Annotated in this window: 24 protein-coding genes and 1 pseudogene; 6 read left to right on the forward strand and 19 right to left on the reverse strand. The window is 69.1% G+C overall.

Translation table 11 applies throughout. From position 1 onward, the window contains the following. Positions 1-117 precede the first annotated feature (117 nt). The 3 genes from ACODT0_RS29575 (at position 118) to ACODT0_RS29585 (ending at position 3386) form a co-directional block, all read left to right on the forward strand. Positions 118-1155 carry a Bug family tripartite tricarboxylate transporter substrate binding protein gene (locus ACODT0_RS29575; protein WP_261214593.1) on the forward strand — a complete coding sequence of 346 codons (1038 nt, stop codon included), beginning with the start codon at positions 118-120 and terminating at the stop codon, positions 1153-1155. A gap of 43 nt (positions 1156-1198) precedes the next feature. After that, entirely contained in the window at positions 1199-1765 is a 567-nt protein-coding gene (locus tag ACODT0_RS29580) for an NADPH-dependent FMN reductase (protein WP_057590074.1), read from the forward strand. Positions 1766-1928: 163 nt separating this feature from the next. Next, positions 1929-3386 carry a catalase gene (locus ACODT0_RS29585; protein ID WP_057590075.1) on the forward strand — a complete coding sequence of 486 codons (1458 nt, stop codon included), beginning with the start codon at positions 1929-1931 and terminating at the stop codon, positions 3384-3386. A 115-nt stretch (positions 3387-3501) separates the two neighbouring features. Here ACODT0_RS29585 and ACODT0_RS29590 read toward each other — a convergent pair whose 3' ends face one another. From ACODT0_RS29590 to ACODT0_RS29605, 4 genes are all read right to left on the reverse strand, one after another. Continuing rightward, entirely contained in the window at positions 3502-4593 is a 1092-nt protein-coding gene (locus ACODT0_RS29590; protein WP_261214597.1) for a hypothetical protein, read from the reverse strand. A gap of 109 nt (positions 4594-4702) precedes the next feature. Beyond that, positions 4703-5434 carry an aspartate/glutamate racemase family protein gene (locus tag ACODT0_RS29595; RefSeq protein WP_296729513.1) on the reverse strand — a complete coding sequence of 244 codons (732 nt, stop codon included), beginning with the start codon at positions 5432-5434 and terminating at the stop codon, positions 4703-4705. 14 nt (positions 5435-5448) lie between these two features. Continuing rightward, entirely contained in the window at positions 5449-6354 is a 906-nt protein-coding gene (locus tag ACODT0_RS29600; RefSeq protein WP_261214599.1) for an amino acid ABC transporter substrate-binding protein, read from the reverse strand. Positions 6355-6373: 19 nt separating this feature from the next. Then, the gene (locus ACODT0_RS29605; protein WP_261214601.1) at positions 6374-7162 is read right to left on the reverse strand and encodes an aldolase; all 789 of its coding nucleotides are present in this window, start codon (positions 7160-7162) and stop codon (positions 6374-6376) included. A 155-nt stretch (positions 7163-7317) separates the two neighbouring features. Here ACODT0_RS29605 and ACODT0_RS29610 point away from each other — a divergent pair, with 155 nt between their 5' ends. After that, positions 7318-8220 (forward strand): LysR family transcriptional regulator, encoded by a 903-nt coding sequence (locus ACODT0_RS29610; RefSeq protein ID WP_261214602.1) that lies wholly within the window; start codon positions 7318-7320, stop codon positions 8218-8220. Positions 8221-8232: 12 nt separating this feature from the next. Here ACODT0_RS29610 and ACODT0_RS29615 read toward each other — a convergent pair whose 3' ends face one another. The 10 genes and pseudogenes from ACODT0_RS29615 to ACODT0_RS29660 form a co-directional block, all read right to left on the reverse strand. Continuing rightward, on the reverse strand, positions 8233-9330 hold the full coding sequence (locus tag ACODT0_RS29615; protein ID WP_489042936.1) for a DUF2817 domain-containing protein: 1098 nt from the start codon (positions 9328-9330) through the stop codon (positions 8233-8235). Further along, positions 9330-10313: a tripartite tricarboxylate transporter substrate-binding protein gene (locus ACODT0_RS29620; protein WP_489042937.1), complete on the reverse strand. Its 984-nt coding sequence runs from the start codon at positions 10311-10313 to the stop codon at positions 9330-9332. The genes ACODT0_RS29615 and ACODT0_RS29620 overlap by 1 nt, the downstream gene beginning before the upstream one ends. Positions 10314-10422: 109 nt before the next feature. After that, positions 10423-11442 carry a pyridoxal-phosphate dependent enzyme gene (locus ACODT0_RS29625; protein ID WP_057590179.1) on the reverse strand — a complete coding sequence of 340 codons (1020 nt, stop codon included), beginning with the start codon at positions 11440-11442 and terminating at the stop codon, positions 10423-10425. A 4-nt stretch (positions 11443-11446) separates the two neighbouring features. Continuing rightward, on the reverse strand, positions 11447-11632 hold the full coding sequence (locus ACODT0_RS29630; protein WP_489042938.1) for a RidA family protein: 186 nt from the start codon (positions 11630-11632) through the stop codon (positions 11447-11449). Positions 11633-11715: 83 nt separating this feature from the next. Next, positions 11716-11997, reverse strand: a pseudogene (locus tag ACODT0_RS29635) (hypothetical protein); the annotation flags it as partial. Beyond that, positions 11939-12553 (reverse strand): SCO family protein, encoded by a 615-nt coding sequence (locus tag ACODT0_RS29640; protein ID WP_057590083.1) that lies wholly within the window; start codon positions 12551-12553, stop codon positions 11939-11941. The gene ACODT0_RS29640 and the pseudogene ACODT0_RS29635, both read right to left, overlap by 59 nt. Continuing rightward, complete coding sequence (locus ACODT0_RS29645) at positions 12550-14088, reverse strand: PepSY domain-containing protein (RefSeq protein WP_261214609.1); 1539 nt, start codon at positions 14086-14088, stop codon at positions 12550-12552. The genes ACODT0_RS29640 and ACODT0_RS29645 overlap by 4 nt, the downstream gene beginning before the upstream one ends. Before the next feature lie 13 nt (positions 14089-14101). Then, complete coding sequence (locus tag ACODT0_RS29650) at positions 14102-16288, reverse strand: TonB-dependent receptor (protein WP_409976571.1); 2187 nt, start codon at positions 16286-16288, stop codon at positions 14102-14104. Between the two features lie 155 nt (positions 16289-16443). Beyond that, positions 16444-16806, reverse strand: coding sequence for a DUF2946 family protein (locus ACODT0_RS29655; protein WP_082321667.1), 363 nt, complete (start codon positions 16804-16806; stop codon positions 16444-16446). Positions 16807-16866: 60 nt separating this feature from the next. After that, positions 16867-17532: a GntR family transcriptional regulator gene (locus tag ACODT0_RS29660; protein WP_057590087.1), complete on the reverse strand. Its 666-nt coding sequence runs from the start codon at positions 17530-17532 to the stop codon at positions 16867-16869. A 93-nt stretch (positions 17533-17625) separates the two neighbouring features. On the opposite strand from ACODT0_RS29660, the gene ACODT0_RS29665 reads away from it, so the two are divergent. Both ACODT0_RS29665 and ACODT0_RS29670 read left to right on the forward strand, forming a co-directional pair. Further along, entirely contained in the window at positions 17626-19989 is a 2364-nt protein-coding gene (locus ACODT0_RS29665) for a molybdopterin-containing oxidoreductase family protein (RefSeq protein WP_057590088.1), read from the forward strand. Between the two features lie 37 nt (positions 19990-20026). After that, positions 20027-20977, forward strand: a complete 951-nt coding sequence (locus ACODT0_RS29670; RefSeq protein ID WP_057590089.1) for a PDR/VanB family oxidoreductase — start codon at positions 20027-20029, stop codon at positions 20975-20977. 47 nt (positions 20978-21024) lie between these two features. Here ACODT0_RS29670 and ACODT0_RS29675 read toward each other — a convergent pair whose 3' ends face one another. From ACODT0_RS29675 to ACODT0_RS29695, 5 genes are all read right to left on the reverse strand, one after another. Beyond that, a complete protein-coding gene (locus ACODT0_RS29675; protein WP_057590090.1) occupies positions 21025-21351 on the reverse strand; it encodes a hypothetical protein in 327 nt (108 codons plus the stop codon). Beyond that, complete coding sequence (locus ACODT0_RS29680) at positions 21348-22040, reverse strand: orotate phosphoribosyltransferase (protein WP_489042939.1); 693 nt, start codon at positions 22038-22040, stop codon at positions 21348-21350. The genes ACODT0_RS29675 and ACODT0_RS29680 overlap by 4 nt, the downstream gene beginning before the upstream one ends. A gap of 17 nt (positions 22041-22057) precedes the next feature. Next, positions 22058-22963 carry a helix-turn-helix domain-containing protein gene (locus tag ACODT0_RS29685; protein ID WP_057590092.1) on the reverse strand — a complete coding sequence of 302 codons (906 nt, stop codon included), beginning with the start codon at positions 22961-22963 and terminating at the stop codon, positions 22058-22060. Between the two features lie 89 nt (positions 22964-23052). Continuing rightward, positions 23053-24123: a dihydroorotase gene (gene pyrC, locus ACODT0_RS29690; RefSeq protein ID WP_057590093.1), complete on the reverse strand. Its 1071-nt coding sequence runs from the start codon at positions 24121-24123 to the stop codon at positions 23053-23055. A gap of 8 nt (positions 24124-24131) precedes the next feature. Then, positions 24132-25388: a hydantoinase/carbamoylase family amidase gene (locus tag ACODT0_RS29695; protein WP_057590094.1), complete on the reverse strand. Its 1257-nt coding sequence runs from the start codon at positions 25386-25388 to the stop codon at positions 24132-24134. Between the last annotated feature and the right edge of the window lie 5 nt (positions 25389-25393).

Here is a 25393-nt window from a genome sequence, read left to right on the forward strand (position 1 = left end):
CGGGTTCGAAGAGGCGCCGAGGATACTCCCGCACCCGAGTTTTCCTGCAGGCGGAACAAAGCTTTCCGCCGGGGGCGCTTCATTGCGCGCGATGGAACACCTAGATTCGCTGGCACCGTGCGCACCCCGCGCTTCAACCAGCCGGCACCCAAGTCCGGCGCACCGGAGACCACCATGCCGACCGCGATCCGTCCCTTCTTCTTCCAACGCGCCGCCTGGACGCTGGTCCTCGGCCTCGCCGCCTTCGTCTGCGCCCAGGCGCAGGACAAGTACCCGAGCAAGCCGATCCGCGTGGTGGTGCCGTTTCCCGCCGGCACCGCACCCGACGTGATGGCGCGCTACTGGGGCGACCGCATCTCCAAGCAGCTGCAGCAGCCCGTGGTGATCGACAACCGCGCCGGCGCCTCCACCATCGTCGGCACGCAGGCCGTCACCACCGCGCCCGCCGACGGCTACACCTTGCTCTACACCGCGAGCGGCACGCTCACCATCAACCCCTTCGTCTACAAGAAGCTGCCCTACCAGCCGCAGGACCTGGTGCCGGTGACGCGCATGCTGTCGATCCCGCTGGTGGTCTCGGTGCCGGTGCAGTCGCCCTACAAGACGCTCGCCGACCTGATCAAGGACGCGAAGGCCCGCCCCGGCGAGGTCAGCTACGCCTCGTACGGCGTGGGCACGGTGCCGCACATGTCGATGGCCTACTTCGCCAACAGCGCCGGCCTCGCGCTCAACCACGTGCCCTACCGCGACGGCGGCCTGACCGACGTGCTCGGCGGCCGCGTCAGCACCGCGTTCTCGCCCATTGCCGACGTGCTGCCCTACATCAAGGCCGGCAAGGTCCGGCCGCTGGCCGTGTCGAGCACGCACCGGCTCGAGTCGCTGCCGCAGGTGCCGACCGTGGCCGAGGCCTTCCCGGGCTTCGAGGGCGACTCGTGGCATGGCGTGTTCGCGGTCAAGGGCACGCCGCAGCCCATCGTCGACCTGCTTGCCAGCCTGTCGCGCCGCATCGCCGAATCCGACGAATACCGGCGCTACCTCGGCGAGTTCGGGCTGATCCCCGTCGGCGGCTCTCCAGCGGACTTCACCCAATTGGTCGGCACCGAGTCGAAGCGCTGGGTCAAGGTCGTCAAGGACAACAACATCACGCTCGAGTGAGCCCGCTCATCCCTTCCCCGTTCCAACGCTCCAAGGATTCCGAATGACAACCCGCGACATCGTCGCCCTCTGCGGCAGCCTGCGCGCCGCCTCCGTGAACCGCCACGTGGTCCAGCTCGCGCGCGAGGTCCTGCCCGAGGGCGCCTCCCTCACCCTGCTCGAATGGCGCGAGGTGCCGGTCTTCGATGCCGACGACTACGCGCGCGGCCTGCCGGCGCCTGTGGCCGCGCTGCGCGAGCGCATCCGCGCCGCCGACGGCGTGCTGATCGCCACGCCCGAGTACAACTTCAGCATTCCCGGCGGGCTCAAGAACCTCATCGACTGGCTCAGCCGCGGCGAGGACCAGCCCTTCAACGCCAAGCCGGTGGCGATCGTCAGCGCCGCGCCCGGCCCGCTGGGCGGCGCGCGCGTGCAGTACGAGCTGCGCAAGGTCATGCTCTTCCTCAACGCCATGCCGCTGGTCAAGCCCGAGGTCTTCATCGGCCACGCGCCCACCAAGTTCGATGCCGAGAGCGGCCGCTGCACCGACGACACCACGCGCAAGTTCGTCACCGACCAGATGGCGGCCTTCGTGCGCTGGATCGACGCGGTCGAACGAATGCGCGGCTAGGGCCGGCGATGGCGCGCGGAGGGCCGGACCGATTGCCTACTCCATTCCGCGCCTCGCCGCATCATTCCATCGTATCCCCCGTCCCCCCACGGAGGTCGTTTGGAAAGGTCATCGGATGCTCGTAGAGTGGACCCGCTTTCAACCCACGACGAGAGGACGCCCCATGAGCAACCCATCCGATCCCCAGAACAAGACCCCCCTGACCACCGCCTTCGGCGCGCCCGTGGTCGACAACCAGAACAGCCTCACGGCCGGCCCGCGCGGCCCGCTGCTGATGCAGGACGTCTGGCTGATCGAGAAGCTCGCCAACCTCAACCGCGAGATCATTCCCGAGCGCCGCATGCACGCCAAGGGCTCCGGCGCCTTCGGCACCTTCACCGTCACGCACGACATCACCAAGTACACGCGCGCCAAGCTGTTCAGCGCCGTCGGCAAGAAGACCGAGATGTTCGCGCGCTTCACCACCGTGGCCGGCGAACGCGGCGCGGCCGATGCCGAGCGCGACATCCGCGGCTTCGCGCTGAAGTTCTATACCGAGGAAGGCAACTGGGACCTGGTGGGCAACAACACACCCGTGTTCTTCCTGCGCGATCCGCGCAAGTTCCCCGACCTCAACAAGGCCGTGAAGCGCGATCCCAAGACCAACATGCGCAGCGCCACCAACAACTGGGACTTCTGGACCTCGCTGCCCGAGGCGCTGCACCAGGTCACCATCGTGATGAGCGACCGCGGCATTCCCTCCAGCTACCGCCACATGCACGGCTTCGGCTCGCACACCTACAGCTTCGTCAACACGGCCAACGAGCGCTTCTGGGTCAAGTTCCACTTCAAGACGCAACAGGGCATCAAGAACCTCACCGACGCCGAAGCCTCCGCGCTCGTCGGCGGCGACCGCGAGAGCCACCAGCGCGACCTGTTCGATTCGATCGGTCGCGGCGACTTCCCCAAGTGGACCCTCTACGTGCAGGTCATGCCCGAGGCCGATGCAGAGAAGGTGCCCTACCACCCCTTCGACCTCACCAAGGTCTGGCCCAAGAAGGACTATCCGCTGATCGAGGTCGGCGTGATGGAGCTCAACCGCAACCCCGAGAACTTCTTCGCCGACGTCGAGCAGAGCGCCTTCGCGCCCAACAACCTCGTGCCCGGCATCAGCGTGTCGCCCGACAAGATGCTGCAGGCGCGCCTGTTCGCGTACTCCGACGCGCAGCGCTACCGCCTTGGCGTCAACCACCACCAGATCCCGGTCAACGCCGCGCGCTGCCCGGTGCACAGCAACCATCGCGACGGCACCATGCGCGTGGACGGCAACTACGGCGGCACCCTGCACTATGAGCCCAACAGCTTCGGCCAGTGGCAGGAGCAACCCGACTACCGCGAGCCGCCGCTCAAGCTGCGCGGCGACGCCGACTTCTGGAATTTCCGCGAGGACGACGCCGACTACTACAAGCAGCCCGGCGACCTGTTCCGCCTGATGAAGCCCGAGCAGCAGCAGGCGCTGTTCGACAACACGGCACGCGCGATGGGCGATGCGCCGGAGTTCATCAAGCGGCGGCACATCGACAACTGCAGCAAGGCCGATCCGGCGTATGGGGCGGGGGTGGCGAAGGCGCTGGGGCTCTGAGTCAGCCCGCGAGAGACGCGGTCAACGACAGGGGCTTGCGGTCCCTGTCTGTTTCATGCCGAGGGGTGTTGATCGGTGAGCAGAGAAGGTCTGTGCCGATCAACACCACCTCCAATCAATTGCACAAGAGGCCACTGCAATCGTAGGCGGTCATGAAAACCCGGAAACTCTTCCCGTCCTCGGAAAAATCGGTCACCCACCGGGCGCCTGCCGCACCATGGCGATTCAGTACCGCCAGATATTCTTCCGTCGCCTGCTGGGTGCCCAGGCCAGCCAGCGTACTGGCTTCGATCTCGTAGCGGAACGTCGTCTTCTGTGATTCGTCTCGCACGAAAATCGTCGCGTACTTGGCGCCCGTGGAAGTGAACGTCGATGTGTTGTAGGCGAACTTGTAGCCTCGCTGGCCTTGATCGTTCAACTGGCCCACGAACTCGCGAAACACCAATGAACGCGTCGGCTGCAGCTCGAAAGTGCACCGCGCCGATGTAGGCGACTCCCTCGATAGAACCGTCTTCCCATCAAAAGTCAAATCCAGCTTGCAGTAGCCCTGCTGTCCCAGCACGTTCAGCGGCGCCACGGCTTCGGGATCGACCTTGCCAGTCAGATCGTCGACTTCGACGTACTCGTACTTCGTTGGAACATCCAGCGATTTGCTGAAAATCGCTTCCATCCACGGCTTGAGAGGATCCACCCAGATAGCGGTCGGAATAAAGCCTTCGGCCCCCTGCGCCTTGAGGCCTGCGGCGGACCTGGATTCGGTCGCCAATGCCATGCGATGCTCGTACTTCGTGGCGTTGCCTTTCTTTTCGTAGACCGCCTTGACGACCGTCTGCCCGCCCTCCACGGCACCCGTGGTCGAGAAAAAGAGACTTCCCGCCATCGTCGGGCTGCTCAATTCGGCCAGGAACGCCTCGCGGTTCTCGTAGGTGGCGCTTCCGACCTTGTATGAATAGGGAGTCGTCCGCTTGGGAGAACCCGGATCGGGATCCGTACCGGGCGTGGGACCTGAAGGCCCCGTGGGCTCCGAAGGCCCCGATGGCGTTTCGGGACTTGGCGTGGATGTCGGATCCGAAGACGTCGGTGTGGTCGAAGGAGCTGCGCCCACCAAGGGGAAACCACCACCTCCTCCTCCACCGCCCCCACCACATGCCGTCAGCAAAACCGCCAGGCCAATGACGACCGGCGAGAAACGCAACCCTCTTTCCATCGGAAACCTCTCCCTCTTGATTCGAGCGCGCGGATGCTACATCAGAGGATGAGCGGTTCCCGACTTCCGGATTGCCACTCCTCCTTATGGAGGAGCGCCATGTCCGAACTCAACCCACCGCATAGGCCCGCCCCGCCAACGCCCTCGCCAACACCTCCGCCGGATCCACCAACCGCACCCCCGCATGCCCCGGCACCCCATGCAGCGCCAGCGGTATCTCCGTGCAAGCCAGCAGCAGGCTGTCGCACCCATGCCGCTCGACCATCCGCCGCGCCACCTCGGCAAACAACCGCGTCGCGAGCCCGAGATCCCCGGCCTTCACGCCATCGCGGATACCGCGCATGACCTGCTCTCTCTCCGGTTCCGTCGGCAGATGGCAGTCGATGCCGCGCTCCGCCAATGCTGCCTGATAGAACCCCAGGCTGTACGTGCCCTGGGTCGCGAGCAGGCACACCGCTTCGATGCGCTGGGCCGCGAGGTACTTCGCGGTCTCCTCGACGATGTGCAGCAGCTCCACGTCGGGATGCGAGCGCTGCAGCTTCGCGTGCCACGCATGCGCGGTGTTGCACGCGATCGCGATGCTCGCGACGCCGTGGCTGCGCAGGCCCTCGATACCGCTCGTCATTCCTTCGACGGGCGAAGGGCCGTCCTCGAGCAGCGCCAGGGTGCGGTCGGGCACCGGCAACTGCGCGAGCCAGTGTTCTGGAAAGGCCTGGTCGGAAACGGGACTGCCGCTGGCCCGCAGCCGCGCCTCGCAGGCGCCGACGAAGAGCCGCAGGAAATCCGCGCCGGCCGCGGGCCCCATGCCGCCCAGAATGCCGACCTTGCGGGTGCCGGGCATGCGGATCCCTTTCTTCAATAGTCCGAGGGATTCGGCGAATCCGTCGGCTTCGCGATCACCTTGGCCAGTGCATCGCTCATCGGGAAATGCAGGTTCACGCCGCGCGGCGGAATCGGCGACTGGAACCACTTGTCGTAGAGCGCCTTGATCTCGCCGCTGGCGAACAGCCGCGCGATGGCCTTGTCGGCCACGGCCTTGAACTCGGGCTCGCCGCGCGGCAGCATGACCGCATAGGGATCGCGGCTCAGGGTGTCGGTGCTCAAGGCGAAATCGGCCGGGTTGAGCGAGAACGAGATCTGCCCGACCAGGTTGATGTCGTCCTCGAAGAAGGCATCGGCACGGCCCGAGGTGAAGGTCAGCATGCTGTCCGAGAAATCCTTCGCCTGGATCAGGTTGAGGTTCAGGCTTTCCTTGCGGTCGATGCCGCGCAGGCGCATCACGGTGTTCGATCCCGTGGTCGCCACGACGGTCTTGCCCTTGAGGTCCTGCAGCGTGGCGAGCTTGTCGGCCTTGCGCGAAACGAACTTGGTACCGACCACGAAGTAGGTGGTGCTGAAGCTCACCAGCGCCTGCCGCTCGGGGTTGTTGACCGTCGTGCCGCACTCGAGGTCGATGGCGCCGTTCTGGATCAGCGGGATGCGGTTCTGCGAGGTCACGGCCTGGCGCTTCACCACGAGGTCCGGGCTGCCGATGGCGGTCTTGATGTCCTCGACGATTCTTTGGCAGATGTCCTGCGCATAGCCGATGGGCTGCCCGTTGCCGCCGAGGTAGGAGAACGGGATCGAGGACTCGCGGTAGGCCACGGTGATGGTGTTGCGCTCCTTGATGGTCTTGAGGCGGCCGGTCAGTTCGGCGGCGTGCGCGCCCAGGCTGGCGATTGCGAGGGCGGCGAGGGCGAAGTGCGGGAGACGGGATTTCATGTGAGGTACGGGGTGACGTTCAGAGCAGGTAATCGGAGTCGGTCTTGAGCAGGCGGCGCTTGATGCTCGCGAGATGCTGGACCGCGCTCTCGTTGCCTCCGCTGCGCATCTGCGCATAGGTGGCCGCGGCCAGTGCCGGTGGCACGGGACTGAGCTTGCGGCCCGTGGACTCGGCCAGCACCTGCACCTCGCAGGCGCGCTCGAGGTAGTACAGGTCGTTCCAGGCCTCGGCGATGGTCGCGCCGACCACCATCACGCCGTGGTTGCGCATGAACACCACGTCGGCATCGCCGATCGCGGCCGCGATGCGGTCGCCTTCCATCGCATCGAGCGCGAGGCCGTTGAAGTCGTCGACTGCCGTGCGTCCGTAGAACTTGAGCGCGGTCTGCCCGGCCCATTGCAGCGGCTGTCCCTCGACCATCGCGAGGCTGGTCGCGTACGGCATGTGCGTGTGGAACGCGACGCGGGCGCGCGGCAGGCTCCTGTGCACCCGCGCATGGATGTAGTACGCGGTGATCTCGGGCGGCCGGTCGCCCTTGAGCACGCGGCCGTCGAAGTCGCAGATGATCAGGTCGGAAGCGCGAATCTCCTCGAAGGCCAGTCCGAAGGGATTGACGATGAAGCAGTGGTCGAAGCCCGGCACCACCGCCGAGAAGTGATTGCAGATGCCCTCTTCCATGCCGAGCCTCGCAGCCATGCGAAAGCAGGCGGCGAGGTCGACGCAGGCCTGCCGCACCTCGGGCGTGTCGAACAGGCCTGGATCGATCTCGTGTCGTGCGGTGTCGTCCACCGCCAATGAATGCGCCATAGGTTCCCGATGCCGGTTGTTGCCATCGACTTCCGGCGTGCGCCATGATCGGCGCGCCCCGTCTGTCTTCCATGCATCGAAGTCTCCGATCCGGGGCCCGGGAGCGTCAAATCAGAATTTGACGCAACGCGATAAGGTCTTCTAATGGCCCCCCTATGAAACTCAAGCACATCGAGGTCTTCAACGCGATCATGCTGTCGGGCAGCGTGAGTGCCGCGGCGCGCATCCTCAACGTCACGCAGCCCGCGGTGACGCAGACGCTCAAGCATGCCGAGCAGCAGCTCGGCTATGCGCTGTTCGTGCGCGACAAGGGCGGCATGAAGCCGACGCCCGAGGCACGGCAGCTGCATCTGCGGGCGCAGAAGATCTTCGAGCAGGTCGACGAACTGCGGCGCCTCGCGCAGTCGCTGCGGCCCGACCACCTGGCGCAGTTCCGCGTCGCGATCGTGCCCTCGCTGTCCACCACCTGCCTGTCGCGCGCGCTCGCGTCGTTCAAGGCCCGCCATCCGCGCAGCGCGGTCTCGATCAAGATCCTCCATTCCGACGAGATCGCGCGCTCGGTGGCGCTGCGCGAATGCGACCTGGGCATCGCCTATGGCGAGATCGACGCGCCTCCGGTCGATGCCGAGGTGGTGGGCACGGGCCACCTGGTGTGGGTCGAGCGCCGCGAAGCCGGGGCGAAAAAACGCCCCGACATTGCGGACATGCCGATCGCCGAGATCGCGGCGCGCGACTTCATCGGCATCGACAAGGACGACCTCGTCGGCAAGGCCCTGCTGGGCCTGCTGTCGGAGAGCGCGGTGTTCGCGGGCACGCGGCTCTCGGCGCAGACCTACCAGTCCGCGCTGCTGCTCACGCTCGACGGCTTCGGGCCCTGCGTGATCGACTCCTTCACCGCGGGCTTCTCGCGCGGCGAATCGCTGTCGGTGCGCAGCGTCTCGCCGCGCATCCCGGTGACGGTGTCGGCGCTGTCGGTCGCGGAAGGCCGCAGGCGCGCCGACTTCGACGACCTGCTGCAGGCCTTCCGCGCTTCGCTGGCGCAGGTCGACGACGCCTAGGACCGCGCGGCTTCAGGTCGCGCGCAACCAGCGCAACGCGTTCGCGATCACCTGCCGCGACTGGTCCACCAGGCTGCGCTGCCACGCGGGCTCGCCCGGGTAGAAGAAACGCAGCAGCTCGCGCCGCGTGTCCGACAGCTGCATGCGACCGATGCCCGCCGCCCATTCGCGCTGGTCGCGCACCAGCAGCTCGAGCATGCGCTGCGGCCGCGCGGTGCCGAACTCGAGCACGGCCGCCGTCACGCGCGCCTGCGGCAGCGCGCGTTCGTAGCCCGGCGTGCTGTGGCCCGTGACCGGCGCGAAATCCTCGGGCGCGCCGCTCTCGTGCACCGCCACCACCCATTCGCCGAACGCCGCGCGCATGCGCGCCAGCGCCTCGCCCTGCTGCAGCGCGACCAGCGAGCCGTAGCCGTAGGGGCCGAGCCCCGTGTGGTAGTCGACCAGGCAGACTTCGCGCGCCGAGGCGCCATGGCGGCGCAGCACGGCCTCGATGGTCAGGCGCGACCAGGTGGGCGCCTGGCCGCCGAAGCCCATGCCCTGCGCGAAGCTGTACTGCCCGGCCATCAGCGCGTTGTAGAGCGCCTCGCTGCCATGGACTCGCGCGAAGTCCGCGAGCAGCGCATCGCCCGCGGCCACGGCCGAGGCATCGCCGGGATCGAGCGCGATCGCCGCATGCAGCGGCGCGTACTTGTGCGAGGGCGGCGCCTGCGCGTGGTCGATGAAGTTGCGGCAGAGGTCGACGTTGTCCTCGGTGTAGCGCCGCAGCCAGGAGGCGCCCCAGGGATTGATCGCATGCACCAGCACCACCGCGGTGTCGAGCGGCAGGTCGTCGGCCGACTGCGTCAGCAGCCAGTCGATCTGGCAGCCCGAGCCCGCGAACAGCTCCACGCCATGCACGCCCGAGGTCAGCACCAGCACGCGCTGCGCGTCGGCCGGGCCGATGCGCACCACGTCGGTGGCGAGCGCCTCGCCCTGCGCGCCCGCGAGCGGATGGCCATGCACCTCGGGTGCGAGACCGCGCAGCGCGCAGGCGGCGAGGAACTTGCGGCGCGCCGTCGCGTAGTCGGCGCTGAACAGCGTGTCGGTCGGGATTATCGGCGCTGCGCTCATCAATCGATCTGGAAGCCGGATTCCCGGATGATCGGCTGCCACAGCGCGAGTTCGCCACGCACCGTCTCCCGCAACTGCTGCGGATTGCCGGCCGCGGGATCGAAGCCCACGTTGGCCAGGCCCGCGGTGGTGGACGGCAGCGCCGCGATCTCGGCCACGGCCGCGCTGACGCGATCGACCAGCGCCTGCGAGGTGCCGGGTGGCGCGAACAGCCCGACCCAGCTCGAACTGCCGAGCGCGCCGAAGCCGAGCTCGCCGAAGGTCGGCACCTCGGGCACGCTGGCCGCGCGGCGCGGGCCGGTCACGGCCAGCATGCGGATCTTGCCCGCGCGGTGCGCGCCCAGGAAACCGCCGAGCGCATCGACGGCGGCCGGAATCTGGTTGCCCATCAGGTCGGCCAGCAGCGGCGCGCCGCCCTTGTAGGGCACGGGCAGCAGCTCGATGCCCTCCTTCTTGCCGACCACGTAGCCCACGAAGTGCGGCGAGCTGCCCGCGGCGGGCACGCCGAAGCTGCGCGCCTCGGGCTTCGCGCGCGCCAGCGCGAGGTACTCCTGCAAGGTCTTCGCGGGCTGCGCCGCACTGACCGCGAGCGCCACCTCGAAGGTCGCGAGCCGCGCCACCGGCGCGAAGTCCTTCACCGGGTCGTACTTCACCGAGCGCGAGGTCAGCGGCAGGGTCGAGAACATGTGGCTGTTGCCCAGCAGCAGCGCGCTGCCGTCGGGCGGCAGCGCGCGGAACAGCTCGGCCGCGATCTGGCCGCCCGCGCCGGGGCGGTTGTCCACCACCACGGTGGCGCCCAGGCGCTTCTGCAGCTCCTCGGCATAGAGACGCGCCACCGCGTCGGCCGTGCCGCCCGCGGGATAGCCCACCACCAGACGGATGGTGCGTCCGGCCGTGGCGGAAGGCTGTGCCGCGGCCAGGGGCGGCAAGGCAGCGGCGATCACGCCGGCGGGCAGCAGGGGCAGGAAGGCGCGACGCTTCATCGGGACATCTCCGAAAGACAAGGGACGGACGGCAACGGGCGGCTGGCGGGCGCGACGCGCGCCCACCGGCCACGGAACAACGAACGCAACGAAGAGGAAAAGCCGGCGCTCAGGCCTCGAGCAACTGCTCGCCGCGCGCGAGCTGGCGCACGTAGGTCTCGGCATCGAGGTTCGCGCCGCAGACGATCAGCCCGGTGCGCTGCCCACGCAATTCCTCGCGCAGCGGCCCGAGCAGCGCGGCCAGCGCCGTCGCGCCGGCCGGTTCCACCGCCAGCTTGGCATCGCGGAACATCACGGCCATCGCGCGGCAGATCTCGTCGTCGCTCACGGTCACGATGCGCTCCATGTGGCGCCGGCACAGCCCGTAGGCCATCGGCGTGGTCATCGGCGGCGCCAGGCTGTCGGCGATGGTCGAGAGCTTCTCCATGCGCTGCGGCGAGCCGGCCTCGAAGCTGCGCTGCATCACGTCGGCGCCCTCGGGCTCGATGCCGATCACGCGGCAGCCGGGCACCAGCTTGCGGATCGCCGTGGCCACGCCGCTGCCGAGGCCGCCGCCGCCCACGGCGACCAGCACCGTGTCGAGGCCCGGCACCTGCTCGGCGAACTCGAGCCCCACGGTGGCAGTGCCCAGCGAGGTGCCCTCGCCCTCGAAGGGATGGATGAAGCTGCGGCCCTCGTCGCGCACCAGTGCTTCGGCCATCGCGAAGCCGGTGGCGCCGTCGGGCGCGATCAGCAGCTCGGCGCCGTAGGCGCGCGCCATCGCCACGCGCGCCGGGTTGGCCGAGGCCTGCACCACGATCTTCGCGGAGACGCCGGCCTCGCGCGCCGCGAAGGCCGCGGCCACCGCGTGGTTGCCGGCGCTCATCGCGGTGATGCCGCGCGCCTTCTGCTCGGGCGAAAGCCGGCGCGCCACGTTGAGCGCGCCGCGCGCCTTGAAGGTGCCGGTGCGCTGGAACAGCTCGAGCTTCATGTGCACGTCGGCGCGGCCGAGCAGGCGCTCGACCGTGGGTCCGTGCAGCGGCGCGACCGGCGTGCGCAGCAGTGCCTGCGCATTGGCGCGCGCGGTCTCGCGGATGGCCTCGAGGTCGAGGTCGGGCAGCTCGGAGGCGGCGGGGGATACGGTGCTCATGGCGTCAGGCTCCAGGTGCGCGGTGGGCGCGGCGTGCATGCGCGATGGCTTCGATCTCGACCAGCGCGCCCGGCACCATCAGGTCTGCGCGCACCGTCGAGCGCGCGGGCGCGGGGCCCGCGGCGGGGTCGAAGCATTCGGCATAGCTGCGGTTGAATTCGGCGAAGTCCTCCACGCGCGAGAGCCACACGGTGGTCTTCGCGACATCGGGAGCCCCAGGCCCTCGGTCGCGAGGATCTCGCCGATGCGACCGAGGCAGCGCCGCGTCTGCTCGCCGACCGTGTCGCCCTCGATGCGCCACTGGGCGTCGAAGGCCATCTGGCCGCTGACGAAGACGAGCTCGCCCTCGCGGCGCGAGGGGGAGAAGAACGGTGGGGCCACAGCGGGCGTCGGGTCGGTCTGCATGCGGGGCAGTCTATTGACGGCCGCGCGGCGCGTCTTTTGCGCGACGGGCAAAAACTTATGCGCGAGCGACGCCGCGCATGAGGACTTTCCCTCAGCCCGCCGCCAGCAGCGCGCGCACGTCCGCGGTGAATTCGCTCGCGCTCTGCGCATGGCGCATCACCACGCGCATGCGGCCCTTGCGGTCGATCAGGTAGGTGAAGGCCGAATGGTCCATGGTGTAGGAGGTGCGCGTGGGCACCTTCTCGTAGAACACCTTGAACTCCTTCGCGGTCGCCTCGGTCTGCGCGAGGTCGCCGCGCAGGCCGAGGAAGCTCGGGTCGAAGGCGGCCGTGTAGGCGCGCATCACCTCGGGCGTGTCGCGCTCCGGGTCGACAGTGACGAAGATCACCTGCAGGTCGTCGCCGGCCGCGCCCAGCTGCTGCTTGACCTCCGCCGCGCGCGTCAGCGCGGTCGGGCAGATGTCGGGGCACTGGGTGAAGCCGAAGAAGATCATCACCACCTTGCCCTTGAAGTCGGCCAGCGTGCGGCGCTTGCCGTCGGGATCGGCGAGCGCGAAGTCGCGGCCGTAGTTGGCGCCCGTGATGTCGGTGCCGGTGAAGCTCGGCTTCGGCTCGGATTCGCCGCAGGCGGCCAGCGCGGCCCACAGGGGCAGCGTGGCTGTGCCCAGCAGCAGGCGGCGGCGGGTCGTCGGGAGTACGCGGGTCATGGATGTTCCTTCGAGGGAGTGAATGGGGGAATGCGCCGGGCCGCCGGCTTCGGTGCCAGCTTGCGGCCCAGCCGGCGCCAGCCGATCACCACGCCCGTGAGGCTCAGCGCCGCGCCGCCGAGGCTCAGCAGCACCATCGCCAGGTCCCACAGCGGACGGCGTTCGAGCAGCGGGCGCCAGTCCCAGCTGTGCAGCATCGCGAACAGCCAGCGGCTGGCGCGGCGATGGCTGTCGCTGCGGTTCAGCAAGGCGCCGGTGCGCGGATCGACGTGGGCCCAGGTACCGGCCTCGTCCGCGAACACCACGCGCCAGATGGGCAGCGGCTTGTCGCCGCCGCCGGTCATGGTGTGCGGCTCGCGCGTGTAGTAGTGGCTGTCGTAGGCGTTCAGCACCTCGATGCGCGCGACCGGCGCGCTCGAGAGCCTCGCGACCGCGGCCTTCAACGCATCGGCATCCAGCGCCGTGGGCGCGGCGCTCGCGGCATCGAGCACCGTGGGGCGCAGCGCGGTGCCGCGCGCGAGCACGAGATCGCGTCCCGCGGTGCGGGTCCAGTGCAGCTCGCGCACCGTGCCGCCCGCGGCCGCGATCAGCGCCTGGGGCGATGCGGCGCCGGCCGGCGGCCCGAGCGGCCCGCCATTCATCGCCTCGGTGCGCAGCGCGGGCGCGCCGCTGTCGAACACGCGCCAGGGGTTCATCGACATCAGGCCGCTGAAGATCCAGGTCAGCGTGACGGCCGCGAACAGCAGGCCCGTGATGTGATGCCAGCGCATCATGAAGCCGCGGTACGGCGAGCGCGAGCCGCTGCGGTAGCGGCCCGCGAAGCGCCAGCGCAGGAGACCGACGGCCGTGCCCATCAGCGTGACCGCGATGCCCAGGATCGAGAGCCAGTTGACGATGTCGGCCCAGTACGGATCGAGCGCGCCGCCGCGCAACGGATACAGCCAATGGATCCACGCACCCGCGTAGTTCCACAGCCGCTCGGCGCGCGGCGCATCGCGCACCACCTCGCCGGTGCGGCCCGAGACATAGAGCCGCGTGTGCGCGGCATCGACCAGCGCCACCTGGTGCAGCGGCCGGTGCGCATCGAGTGCGCGCGAATGGGTGAAGGCGTCCTCGTCGAGCGTGCCCTCGTACACCAGGCCCACGCCCGGCCCGGCGAAGGCCGCGGCACTGCCCATCGCGAGTTCGCGGTCGACATGGCGCAGCGGCGTGCCGGTGGCCGCGTCGATCACGATGCTGCCCTTGCCGTCCGCCGGCTGCGCGAGGTACACGGTGCGACCGCCGCTCGCAACGGCCAGGCGCAGCTCCTTGAGCGGCCCCGCGATACCCGCCGCGTCGAGCGCCTCGTGCGGCCCGAGCAGCACGGCATCGGCGGCCAGCGGCGGCAGGTGCTGCAGCCGCTCCGACTCGGTGAGCTTGGGATAGCCCACGTACATCATCACCACGCCCGAGACGAACCACATCGCGAAGAAGGCGCACACCACGATGCCGAGCCAGCGGTGCAGCAGGAACAGCCAGCGCTTGAAATGGGCCATCGACCAGCCCTCCTCAGAACGCGACATGCAGGCTGAGGTCGCCGGTGCGCGGCGCGCCCAGGTAGGCGAAGGTGCTGCCGAGGTTGGCCGCATAGATGCGGTCGGTGGCATTGCGCACGCGGCCCACCAGCGTGACCGAGCGGTTGATCTTCCATGACAGGCCCAGGTCGACCAGCGTGTACGAAGGCCAGCGCGCGCTGTTGGCCGCGTCGGCGTAGGTCTTGCCCACGTGGCGCAGCCCCACGCTGGCCTGCAGCGTGGGCGTGATCGCGTACGACACCCAGAGGTTGGCCACCACGGCCGGGGTGTTGGTCGGCGTGCGGCCCGCGAGTGACACGCCGTTCTGCACGAAGTTGTCGTACTTCGCGTCGACATGGCTCAGGTTGCCCTGCAGCGACCACTGCGGCGTGGGCTGCAGGCCCACTGCGATCTCCACGCCCTTCGACGACTGCTCGCCCACGAGCACGGTCAGCGCGCTGTTGTTCGGGTCCTGCGTGGCGATGTTCTTGCGCGAGAGGCGGTAGGCCGCCACGGTTGCCGTGCCCTTGCCCTGCCAGAAGTCGAGCTTGGCGCCGACCTCGGCCTGCCGACCGGTCGTGAGCTCGCTGTTGTTCATCACGTCGGCGAACGAGGCGGTCGACAGCACGCCCGAGGGCGGGTCGGCCGCGGTCGCGTACTGCGCATAGAGATTCGCGCCGGGCGCGAAGTCCCACACCAGGCCGACGCGGCCCGTGGTCGGGTTGTAGTTGCGCCGGTAGCTGGCCGGCGCGGCGGCGGTGATGGCGCGCCGGTTCGTCAGCTCGAGCTCGATGCGATCGTGGCGCAGCGCGCTCACGAGGTGCAGCGAGGGCGCGAGCGCCGTGCGGTTCTCGATCGACAGCGCGGTGGTCGTCACCTTGTTGTCGCGGTCGGGATTGAAGCCCGGCCGCATGCCCGGCACCGCGAAGAAAGGTTCGGTGGCGAAGAGGTACGGATTCACCGTGCTCACGGTGGCCGGCAGGCTGTTCGGAAAGCGCGTCTGCTTGTTGACGCTGAAGTCCAGCCCGAAGGACCAGTCGCTGCGCAGGCCCGCGAGCTGCCCCTTGTAGAGGCCCTCGATGCGGTCGCCCACCACCTGCTGGTCATGGCGCTGCAGCAGGGCACCCGAGCGGATCACGGCCGTGTTGCTCGCGTTGAAGCGGTAACTCTCGACGTTGCGGTAGTCGCGCAGCGCGTCGTAGGCATAGAAGGTGTTCTTCAGCTGCAGCGCCCCGGACACGCGCCAGTCCGCAATGGAACGCAGCCACTGCACGCGCTGCGCGTAGATGCCGTCGGCGCTGTTGTAGTTCCTGAAGCGCGTGGCCGGGTCCACGCGCAGACTGCCAACCACGGGATTGAGCAGCGGCGTGCCCCAGTACGGGCGGTCCACCCACTCGTCCTGGTATTCGTAGGCCAGCGTGTGCGTGACGCCGCCGCCGAAGTCCGACAGCAGCGAAGCCGCGAGCTGCGTGGCGCGCGTGCGCGTGCCGTCGGTCCAGCCGTCGGCGTCCTTGCGGTTGAGGTCGATGCGCGCGTAGTGGCTGCCCGCGCCGCCGTCGCCCGCGATGCGGCGGTTGAGCCCGATCGAGGCCTCCTTGAGCTGCTGCGTGCCCAGACGCAGCCGGGCCTCGGTGAGGTCGCCGGGCTCGGCGAGCTTGCTGATGTAGTTGATCGAGCCGCCGACCGCGCCCGCGCCGAACAGGAAGCTCGAGGGCCCGCCGATGACCTCGACGCGGTCGTAGATCCAGCTGTCGACCGGCCGCGCGGCGATCGAGTACTGCACGTTGATGCCGTTGAACATCTGGCTCAGTGAGCCGGCGCCGAAGCCGCGGTAGCTCACGCCGATGTTGCCGGGCGCGTTGTGCGCGGTGATGCCGGGCACCGCGCGCAGGATCTCCTGCGTGTCCTGCGCGCCGCGCGCCTCGATGGTGGCGCGGTCGACCACGCTGACCGAGGCCGGCGTCTCGCGCGGCGTCAGGCCCAGGCGGCTGCCGGTGTCGGAGGGCGTGTCGAGGTTGAGACGCCCGTTGGGCGCGGGCGCGGCTGGCGGGTCGACCTCGATCGCTTGCAGCGTGGTCTGGACCTGGGCCTGCGCGAACGGCGCGGCGAAGGCGCCGAGCGCGAAGCAGGACAGCGCACGCGCGCGCAGGCGCTCGGCACCACGGCCGTGGGAAATGGCAATGAAAGGCACGGGATCTCTCTTCTCGCAGCGCATGGCTGCGCTGACGGCGCGGCGGCGCGTGGCCGCGCATGCCGTCGACGAACGATGGGCGCCGCGCGCGGACCGGCGCGCCCGCGAGGCGACGCCAGGGTCCGTCGCGCGACGGATTCAGCGGTTCAGGCGAAGAGGAAGGAAGGAGGCCCGCGCGCCGGCAGCGGCGCGGCGGTGGCCGCGGCGATGCGCGCGGCGGGGATCGAACGCAGGGCGTAGGACAGCGGTGCCGGCATCGGCACCTCGACCTGCGCGATCGCTGGCGGCAGGCCGCCGATCACGCACAACGGGCAGTCCATGCCCATGCTGCCCATCGGCACCGCGCCATCCTCGGTCTGCACGACCATCGTGACGTGGCCCGAGGCCGAGCACACGATGTCGATCTGCTGAGGCTTGACGATCGGCGAGGCGACCGCGACGGACAGGGACAGCACGAACCACGCCAGCACGAGGCGATGCAGGGTCGAGAGTTTTCGAAGGGCGTGCACGGGTGCCATTATCGCGACGAATCATGGATCGCGAAGCAACAGCCCGTGCTTCCTCTGTGGCTAGTCGATGGCGATGCTCGCCTTCTGCTGCTCGATGATCTCCACGATCAGCTGGCCGGTGTGCATGACGTGCTCCATCACCATCGCCTTCGCGCCCTGCGCATCGCCGGCCAGGCACAGGCGCAGCAGCTTCTTGTGCTCGGCCTCGGAGCGATCGACGTTGGTCTTCGACTTCCACGGTAGGTAGAGATAGCGCCCGAGGTTGAGCCGCGCGGACTCGACCGACTGCAACAGCAGCGGCCGGTCGGCCTTGGCATAGAGGCTCGCGTGGAACTCGTGGTTGAGGCGGAACACCTCCTCGACCTGCCTGGCCTTGCCGAGCTCGTCCAGCAGCCCGGTGGCGCGCGCGATGTCGGCGCGCGAGAGATGCGGCACGGCCAGCTCGATGAGCCGCCCTTCGAGCAGCCAGCGCAGCTCGATCAGCTCGACCGCCTCGCGCGCGCTCAGGAAGGCCACCGAGGTGCCCTTGTTGAGCCGGGCCGTGGCCAGCCCCGCGGCGACGAGCCGCGAGAGCGCCTCGCGCACCGGCACATGGCTGACGCCGAAGCGCGCCGCGATGTGGTCCTGCTTCAGCGGCGCGCCGGGTTCGAGCACGGCCATCGCTATCTCGGAGCGGAGCGTCTCGTAGACCGACCCCGCGGCCACTTGCGAGCTGCTTTCCTTCATGTTGCGCCTTTTCTCAAAGTATATATACTTTCTTCACTTTATATATAATCATGCGCCGGGCCGGACTTCCGCGTCCGCCTGGGCACTGGAACTATGGCCGAAAAAATCCCTGGCTTCTGCGCCCTCTGCCGCTCGCGCTGCGGTTCGATCAGCGTTGTGGAGGACGGCGTGCTGATCGCCCAGGAAGCCAACCCCTCCCACCCGACCGGCAAGGCCCTCTGCGTGAAGGGCCGCGCGGCGCCCGAGCTGGTCGCCAATCCGCAGCGGCTGCTGCACCCGCTGATACGCACGGCGCCGAAGGATGCCGCCGATCCGCTCTGGCGCCAGGCCTCGTGGGACGAGGCACTGGACCTCGTCGCGCAACGCATCGGGCGCATCCGCGACGAGCGCGGTCCCGAGTCGGTGTCCTTCGCCATCACTTCGCCGAGCGGCTCGCCGCTGTCCGACGGCATCGTCTGGATCGAACGTCTGGTCAATGCCTTCGGCAGCCCGAACCTGTGCCGCGGCACCGAGATCTGCAACTGGCACAAGGACGTCGCCCACGGCTTCACCTTCGGGCGCGGCATCGGCGCGCCGGACTTCTCGAACACGCGGTGCATCGTGCTGTGGGGCCACAACCCGTCGGCCACCTGGCTCGACCATGCGACGGGCGTGACGGAGGCCTTCGCGCGCGGCGCGAAGATCGTCGTGGTCGATCCGCGCAAGGCCGGCTTCGCGATGCGTGCCCACCAATGGCTACGCGTGCGGCCGGGCTCGGACGGCGCGCTGGCGCTGGCCATCGCCGGCGAGATGATCCGCAACGGCGAATACGACATCGACTTCATCCGCCGGCACTCGAACGGGCCGCTGCTGGTGCGCGAGGACACGGGCGCGTTCCTGCGCGAAGCCGATATCACGGGCCTCGCCTCGCAGCGGCTCGTGGCCTTCGACGAGGCGAGCGAATCCATCGTGCCCTACGACACCGGCACGGCCAGCTACGCATCGCAGGACTGCACCCTCGCGCTCTTCGGCACCAGGACGCTGCAGGCGACCACGGGCCCCGTTCGATGCCGGCCCGCCTTCGCGCTGTATGCCGAGCTGTGCGAGGCCATGTCGCCCGAACGCGCCGAGGAACTGTGCTGGGTCCCCGCGCAGCAGGTGCGCGACACGGCACGGCTGCTGTTCGCGCACCGCCCCGTCAGCTACTACGCGTGGTCGGGCGTCGGCCAACACACCAACGCGACGCAGACCGACCGCGCCATCGCGCTGCTCTATGCGCTCACCGGCAGCTTCGACGCGGCCGGCGGCAACGTGGACTTCGCGCATCCGCCGGCGCGCAAGGCATCGGGCAAGGAGCTGCTGTCGGCGGCGCAGCTCGCGAAGTGCGTGGGCATCGACGAGCTTCCACTCGGCCCGGCCGCGCAGGGCTGCATCGGCAGCGACACGCTGTACCGCGCCATTCTCGAAGCCAAGCCCTATGCGATCCGCGGCGTGGTCGGCTTCGGCGCCAACCTGCTGCTCGCGCATGCCAACCCGCTGCGCGGTGCCGAGGCGCTGCGCCAGCTCGACTTCTTCGTGCATGCCGACCTGACGCTGACCCCGACCGCCCAATACGCCGACGTGGTGCTGCCGATCGGCACGCCCTGGGAGCGCGAGGCGTTGCGCATCGGCTTCGAGGTGAACCAGGGTGCCGAGGAACTGGTGCAGCTGCGACCGCGGATGGTGGCGCCGGTGGGCGAGAGTCGCTCCGATGCCTGGGTCGTCTTCGAGCTCGCGAAGCGGCTCGGGCTGGCCGACCGGTTCTGGGGCGGCGACATCGACGAGGGTATGCGCTACATGCTCGAGCCGCTGGGGATCGGCCTCGAGGCCTTGAGGCAGCACCCCGAAGGCATCCGTTATCCGCTGAAGACGCGCTACCAGAAGCACCACGGCGCGGGCTTCCGCTTCGCGACCGACACCGGCAAGGTCGAGATCTATTCGGCGCTGCTGCACCGGAATGGCCAGTCGCCGCTGCCGGTGTACGTGCCGCCGCTACCGAAGCTGCGGCTTCGCGAAGGAAGCCCGGACTTTCCGCTCGTGCTGACCTCGGCCAAGCTGCCGCAGTACTGCCACAGCCAGCACCGGCAGGTCGCATCGCTGCGCAGCAAGGCACCCGACCCGCTCGTGGCCATGAACCCCGCCACCGCCGCCGCGCGCGGCATCAAGCCCGGCATGTGGGTGCGCGTGCGCTCGCCGAGCGGCTCGGTGCGCTTCAAGGCCACGCTCGATCCCAGCCTCGATCCGCGCGTGGTCTGCGCGCAGTACGGCTGGTGGCAGGGCAACGAGCAGCTGGGCCTGCCTGCGCACGCACCGCTTTCCGATCAGGGCTCCAACTTCAACCTGCTGGTCGACGACGGCGATCTCGACCCGATCAGCGGCTCGGCGCCGCACCGCTCCTACATCTGCGAGGTCGCGGCCGAAGCCGGGCCCGCCGCCTGAATACCCCATTCACTCACCACCCACTCCGTCGATACCCATGCAAGTCAAAGTCCAACGCAAGGTGCCCGAGGCCACCGACATCTGTTCCTTCGAGCTGGTCGCCATCGGCGCCGAGCCGCTGCCGCCCTACGAGCCCGGCGCTCACATCGACGTCGATGTGGGCGGCGGCGAGACCCGGCAGTATTCGCTCTGCGCGCCCCATGGCGAGGGGCGCTATGTCATCGGCGTGAAGCGCGATCCGCGCTCGCGCGGTGGCTCCCGGTTCATGCACGAGTCCGTGAAGGAAGGCGATGTGCTCACCATCGGCGCGCCGAGAAATCACTTCCCGCTCGCGCCGGACGGCGAGCGCTTCATCCTCGTCGCGGGCGGCATCGGCATCACGCCGCTGCTGTGCATGGCCTCGCACCTGAGCGGCGCCGGACGAGCGCTCGAGCTGCACTACTTTGCGCAGTCGGCGGAACACGTCGCCTTCCGTCGGCAGCTCGAGGGCGCGGCACTGGCCCCTTCCGTGCGGCACCACCAGGGTTACAGCCCCGACGCGCTGCCCGAGCTGCTGGCATCGATCGTCGGCAATCCGGCGCCGGGCAAGTACCTCTACCTGTGCGGACCGCGCCCCTTCATGGAGCTCGTGCGGCAGGCCGCGGCGAACTGGCCGGCCGACCAGGTCCGCTTCGAGTATTTCGGCGCGGGCTCGACACCTCCCGCCGCATTGGCGCCGCAGGCCGCATTCGAGGTCTGCGCCGCCGCCTCGGGCATCTCGGCGCGGGTGGAAGCGGGCCAGAGCATCGTCGAGGTGCTGCGCGCCCACGGCGTGCATATCGAGACCTCGTGCGAGGAAGGCCATTGCGGCACCTGCATGACCACGGTGCTCGAGGGCCAACCCGAGCATCGCGACTCCTTCCTCACCGAGCCCGAGAAGGCATCGGGCACGCTGATGCTGCCGTGCGTGTCGCGCAGCTGTTCCGCGCGGCTCGTCCTCGATCTCTGAGCGAGTGGGTCATGACGCAAGCGCGCGCAATGACCAACGGAACGCGTTCAGAACGCCGTGACGTTCCACTCGTACTCGGTCGCGACCTCGCCGAGGATGCGCAAGCGCTGCGCGGGCTCGGCGGCCAGCGCGGCCAGGATCCGGGTATTCAGGGCCACCATCGTGGCCTTGGCGTTGTCGGCGAACTCCACCGTGATGCCCTGGTCCTCGTACTTCTGGACGAAGGCCTGCGCCGCCACGCCGATGACGAAGTAGAGGCCCGCGTTGTCGAGATCCGACTTCATGAGGTCGAAGGCGCCGCGGTACAGCAGCTTGAAGGCGTCGGAGCCCGACAGGTCGTTCTCGAAGCGGGTGCTGATTTCCTGGAAGTTCATGGTGTGTTGCCTTCGATGTGGTCAGTGATGAAACCCTTGCCGCCGTGCGCCTCGGACCAGGCGACCGGATCGCGCAGGAAATCGTCGAACTCGGCGATCACCTCGCGGCCGAAACTGTCTCGTTGCGCCGCGACCGCGCGGATGTCGTGCCAGTTCGCCAGCGCGTGGACCTTCAGCCCCAGTGCGGCCAGCATGCGGCCGGCGCCGAACATGCCGTAGTCGAACAGCACGAGCACATCACTGACCTCGGCACCCACGCCGCGCAGCGCCCGCGCGAAATTGGCCTTCGATGCGCCGGCCGCCATCATGTCGTCGACCAGCAGCGCGCGCTCGCCGGCGCGCACCACGCCCTCGACCTGGCGGGCGCCGATCGCGCGCTTGCGGACGTACTGCATCGGCAGGTCCAGCGCATCCGCGATCCAGGCCGCCAGCGCGATGCCGCTGGACTCGCCGCCCGCGATCGAGCCGACACCGGCCAGGCAGCCATCGGTTTTCAGCAGCTCGATGGCATGGTCCACCAGCGCGCGGCGCGCCTCGGGAAAGGAAACGAGCCGCCGGCAATCCATGTAGACCGGCGTCGCCCATCCCGAAGGAAGCCGGAAGGGCTCGTCGGTGCGCAAGGCCACGCAGCCGGCATCGAGCAGCCGGGCGGCGACCTCGAGGCGGATCGGGTCTGGGGCAATGGTCATGGCGGTCGAGCCTTTGGCTAGTGAATTCGGTCGAGCAATTTGCGCAGGTGCGTCGCACCCGCCTTGCCCTTGTAGGCGGCCTTCCAGAGCCTACCGATCATGGCTTCGTACATGCGCACCGCCTCAGGCGAGGCGGTCACGGTCGCGATGCCGTTGCGCACGTTGGGCAGCTCGCCGAGCCGGAACGGGCTCACGGCCAGCACGCTGCCGGCGCGACCGGAGAACACCTGGAAGGTCGCGGTCGGCATGGCGTCGTCGATCAGTCCGATCTGCACGTCGATCGGCTCGCTCTCCATCAGGTCGGCGATCCGCTCGACCTCGCGGCGCGCCGCCAGCCGGCGCTCGGTGCGCACGCTCTCGGGCAGGTCGATGCGGCCGACCAGGCCGGTATCGACGAAACGCTCGAGTTCGCGCAGCCCGATCAGGCTCACGATGTGCGGACGCCGGCGCTGGAAGAAGGCCCGGCGCTCCTGCATGATCTGCAGCATCTTGTCGATGTCGGCCGAGGTCGGCCCCTTGCCCGCGCCCTTGGGCGATGCCTCGATCAGCATCTGGCGCAGGGTCGGCAGGTAGTCCTCGGAGGTCAGCAGCAGCGAGATCGGCTCGAAGTGCGCGAGGATGCGGTCGGACGATTCCTCGAGCTGGCGCATGCGCTCGAACAGGCCCAGCGCGGTCGAGTAGTACTCCACCTCCACGCCGAGCAGCGACGCCAGCGTGGTGTCGAGCAGGTGGGCCAGGCGCTCGAGCGTCTCGATCTTGACGATCTCGCCCTTCTCGAGCCGGTACACGACCGCGCGCGAGATGCCCAGCCGCTCGGCCACGTCCTCGGCCAGCAGCGAGGCGCCCACCCGGTAGGCACGCAGGCGGTTGCCCAGCGCCACGTAGTCGATCGATGACTTGAAGGTCGAATTCGCAGCTTCCATCTCGTTTTCCACTTTATGGATCGAAAAAGAAACTATAGGCGAGTTTCGACATCCGCGGTCACCGGCGAGGCGCGAGGCGGTACGGGAATTCACGCCGCGACCGGCTCGGGCACGGGCGCGTCCCGCAGAGCCCACGGCAGGCGGCTGCCCCCGAGGAAGGGATGGAGCGCCCCGCCCCCCGCAAGTGCCACGTCCTGCGGCACCTCCCAGGGCGCGCGCTCGAGCGTCACGCGCGCCTCGTTGGACGCGAGGCCGTAGAAGCGCGGACCGTTGAGGCTCGCGAAGGCCTCGAGCTTGTCGAGCGCGCCCTCCTCCTCGAACACGGTGCAGTAGCTCTGCAGCGCGACCGGCGCGTTGAAGATGCCGGCGCAGCCGCAACCCGCCTCCTTCAGCGTGCGAAGGTGCGGCGCGGAGTCGGTTCCGAGGAAGAAGCGTGCATCGCCCGAGGTCGCCACCCTGCGCAGCGCGAGGCGATGACGCTCGCGCTTGAGCACCGGCAGGCAATAGAGGTGCGGCCGGATGCCGCCCGTGAAGATCGCGTTGCGGTTGAACATCAGGTGCTGGGGCGTGATCGTCGCGGCGAGACGGCCGCTCGCATCGGCCATGATGAAGTCCGCCGCTTCCTCGGTCGTGATGTGCTCCAGCACCACCTTGAGCGCGGGAAAGTCGTGCAGCAGCGGACGCAGGGTCGACTCGATGAACACCGCCTCGCGGTCGAAGACGTCGACGGCCGGATCGGTGCTCTCGCCGTGCAGCAACAGCGGCATGCCGATGGCCTGCATCGTCTCGAGCACCGGTGCCACCTTCGCGATCGAGGTGACGCCATGCTCCGACTGCGTGGTCGCACCGGCCGGATACAGCTTCGCCGCGGTCAGCACGCCGTCCTCGAAGCCCCGGCACAGGTCGTCGGCGGAGGTGCCGTCGCACAGGTAGACCGTCATCAGCGGCACGAAGTCGGCGCCCGGCGGCAAGGCCGCCACGATCCGCTCGCGGTAAGCCCGCGCGAGCGCGGTGGTCGTCACGGGGGTCTTGAGGTTCGGCATGACGATGGCGCGGCCGAACTGCGCGGCGCTGTAGGGCAGCACCGTCTGCAGCATGGCGCCGTCGCGCAGATGCAGGTGCCAGTCGTCGGGGCGGCGCAGGGTGATACGGTGGGTCATGGCAAGGCTCACTTCAATCGGGCGAAGGCCGCATCCATCGCGCCGACGCCGAGCATGAAATCCTCGATGTCCATCGCTTCGTTCGGGTTGTGCGAACCGTTCTGGTTCCGCACGAACAACATGCCGCTCGGGATGCCGGCATTGGCGAACAGCGAGGCGTCGTGCCCCGCGCCGCTGGGAATGAGCTCGAAGGCCGCCTCTTGCGCGGCGCAGGCTTCGGACAGCACGCTGCAGAGGCCCTCGTCCATGGTCGCGGGATCGCTGAGCAGGCGCCGATCGAATTCGAAGCGCACGCCGCGCTCGCGCTCGATCGAGCCGCATTCGGCGCGCATCAGCTGGTAGAAGGCCTCGAGCGTGTCCGTGCTCTTGCTGCGCGCCTCGAGGCTGAAGCTCACCTGCCCCGGAATGCGCGAGATCGAATGCTCGGCCGGATCGGTGCTGACGATGCCCGTGGTCACGACCAGGTCGGTGCCGCGCTCCAACAGCACGCGCCAGTGCTCGTCGATGCGCATGATCAGGTCGGCGACTGCGAACATGGCGTCGTGGCGCAGCCAGCGCGGCACCACGCCCGAATGCTGCGCGTCGCCGTGGCAGACCACGCGGTTGTGCCGCACGTTGCCGCGGATGCCCGAGACCACGGCCAGCGGGAGCTGGCGCGCGACCATCACCGGCCCCTGCTCGATGTGCAGCTCGAGGTAGGCCTTGATCCGCGCCTTGTCGAGCAGCGGCTGCTGCGCGCGGATCGCCTCCACGTCGGCGCCGCAGCGGCGCATGCAGGCCTCCATCGATTCGCCGGTGGTGCGCTGCTTGAGCGCGAGGTCGCTCTCGCTGAGCTTGCCGAACAGCGCGCCGGAGCCCATGTAGGCCTTGCCGAACCAGGCGCTCTCCTCGCCGCGAAACGCGATCACCTCGAGCGGGCGCGCGTAGGGCGTGCCGCCGGCCTTCTGCGCGACGAGACACAGGAGGCCCGCGACCACGCCCGCATAGCCGTCGAAGTTGCCGCCCTGCGGCACCGAGTCGATGTGCGATCCGCACCACGTGACCGCGCTCGCCGCCGCGGTCTGCGGCAGGCCGAACACGAGGTTCGCGGCCCGGTCGGCGCGGACCTCGAGCCCTTCGCTCGCGGCGAAGGCGCGCAGATAGTCGGCGGTGTCCGATTCGCCGCGGCCGTAGCTCTGCCGCGTGACGCCGACCCCGTCGAAGGTCAGCTCGCGCACGTCGGAGAACAGCTTCTCGGCCATGGGGCGAAGTCCCGGCAGGCTCATCGTCC

The sequence above is a fragment of the Variovorax sp. FG153 genome, from assembly GCF_057809595.1.

What these genes read in the sequence shown, in the direction of transcription:
- ACODT0_RS29580 (WP_057590074.1), top strand. Translation starts at nt 1,199, where the DNA reads ATGACAACCCGCGACATCGTCGCCCTCTGCGGCAGCCTGCGCGCCGCC.
- ACODT0_RS29585 (WP_057590075.1), top strand. Translation starts at nt 1,929, where the DNA reads ATGAGCAACCCATCCGATCCCCAGAACAAGACCCCCCTGACCACCGCC.
- ACODT0_RS29590 (WP_261214597.1), bottom strand. Translation starts at nt 4,593, where the DNA reads ATGGAAAGAGGGTTGCGTTTCTCGCCGGTCGTCATTGGCCTGGCGGTT.
- ACODT0_RS29595 (WP_296729513.1), bottom strand. Translation starts at nt 5,434, where the DNA reads ATGCCCGGCACCCGCAAGGTCGGCATTCTGGGCGGCATGGGGCCCGCG.
- ACODT0_RS29600 (WP_261214599.1), bottom strand. Translation starts at nt 6,354, where the DNA reads ATGAAATCCCGTCTCCCGCACTTCGCCCTCGCCGCCCTCGCAATCGCC.
- ACODT0_RS29605 (WP_261214601.1), bottom strand. Translation starts at nt 7,162, where the DNA reads ATGGCGCATTCATTGGCGGTGGACGACACCGCACGACACGAGATCGAT.
- ACODT0_RS29610 (WP_261214602.1), top strand. Translation starts at nt 7,318, where the DNA reads ATGAAACTCAAGCACATCGAGGTCTTCAACGCGATCATGCTGTCGGGC.
- ACODT0_RS29615 (WP_489042936.1), bottom strand. Translation starts at nt 9,330, where the DNA reads ATGAGCGCAGCGCCGATAATCCCGACCGACACGCTGTTCAGCGCCGAC.
- ACODT0_RS29620 (WP_489042937.1), bottom strand. Translation starts at nt 10,313, where the DNA reads ATGAAGCGTCGCGCCTTCCTGCCCCTGCTGCCCGCCGGCGTGATCGCC.
- ACODT0_RS29625 (WP_057590179.1), bottom strand. Translation starts at nt 11,442, where the DNA reads ATGAGCACCGTATCCCCCGCCGCCTCCGAGCTGCCCGACCTCGACCTC.
- ACODT0_RS29640 (WP_057590083.1), bottom strand. Translation starts at nt 12,553, where the DNA reads ATGACCCGCGTACTCCCGACGACCCGCCGCCGCCTGCTGCTGGGCACA.
- ACODT0_RS29645 (WP_261214609.1), bottom strand. Translation starts at nt 14,088, where the DNA reads ATGGCCCATTTCAAGCGCTGGCTGTTCCTGCTGCACCGCTGGCTCGGC.
- ACODT0_RS29660 (WP_057590087.1), bottom strand. Translation starts at nt 17,532, where the DNA reads ATGAAGGAAAGCAGCTCGCAAGTGGCCGCGGGGTCGGTCTACGAGACG.
- ACODT0_RS29665 (WP_057590088.1), top strand. Translation starts at nt 17,626, where the DNA reads ATGGCCGAAAAAATCCCTGGCTTCTGCGCCCTCTGCCGCTCGCGCTGC.
- ACODT0_RS29670 (WP_057590089.1), top strand. Translation starts at nt 20,027, where the DNA reads ATGCAAGTCAAAGTCCAACGCAAGGTGCCCGAGGCCACCGACATCTGT.
- ACODT0_RS29675 (WP_057590090.1), bottom strand. Translation starts at nt 21,351, where the DNA reads ATGAACTTCCAGGAAATCAGCACCCGCTTCGAGAACGACCTGTCGGGC.
- ACODT0_RS29680 (WP_489042939.1), bottom strand. Translation starts at nt 22,040, where the DNA reads ATGACCATTGCCCCAGACCCGATCCGCCTCGAGGTCGCCGCCCGGCTG.
- ACODT0_RS29685 (WP_057590092.1), bottom strand. Translation starts at nt 22,963, where the DNA reads ATGGAAGCTGCGAATTCGACCTTCAAGTCATCGATCGACTACGTGGCG.
- pyrC (WP_057590093.1), bottom strand. Translation starts at nt 24,123, where the DNA reads ATGACCCACCGTATCACCCTGCGCCGCCCCGACGACTGGCACCTGCAT.
- ACODT0_RS29695 (WP_057590094.1), bottom strand. Translation starts at nt 25,388, where the DNA reads ATGAGCCTGCCGGGACTTCGCCCCATGGCCGAGAAGCTGTTCTCCGAC.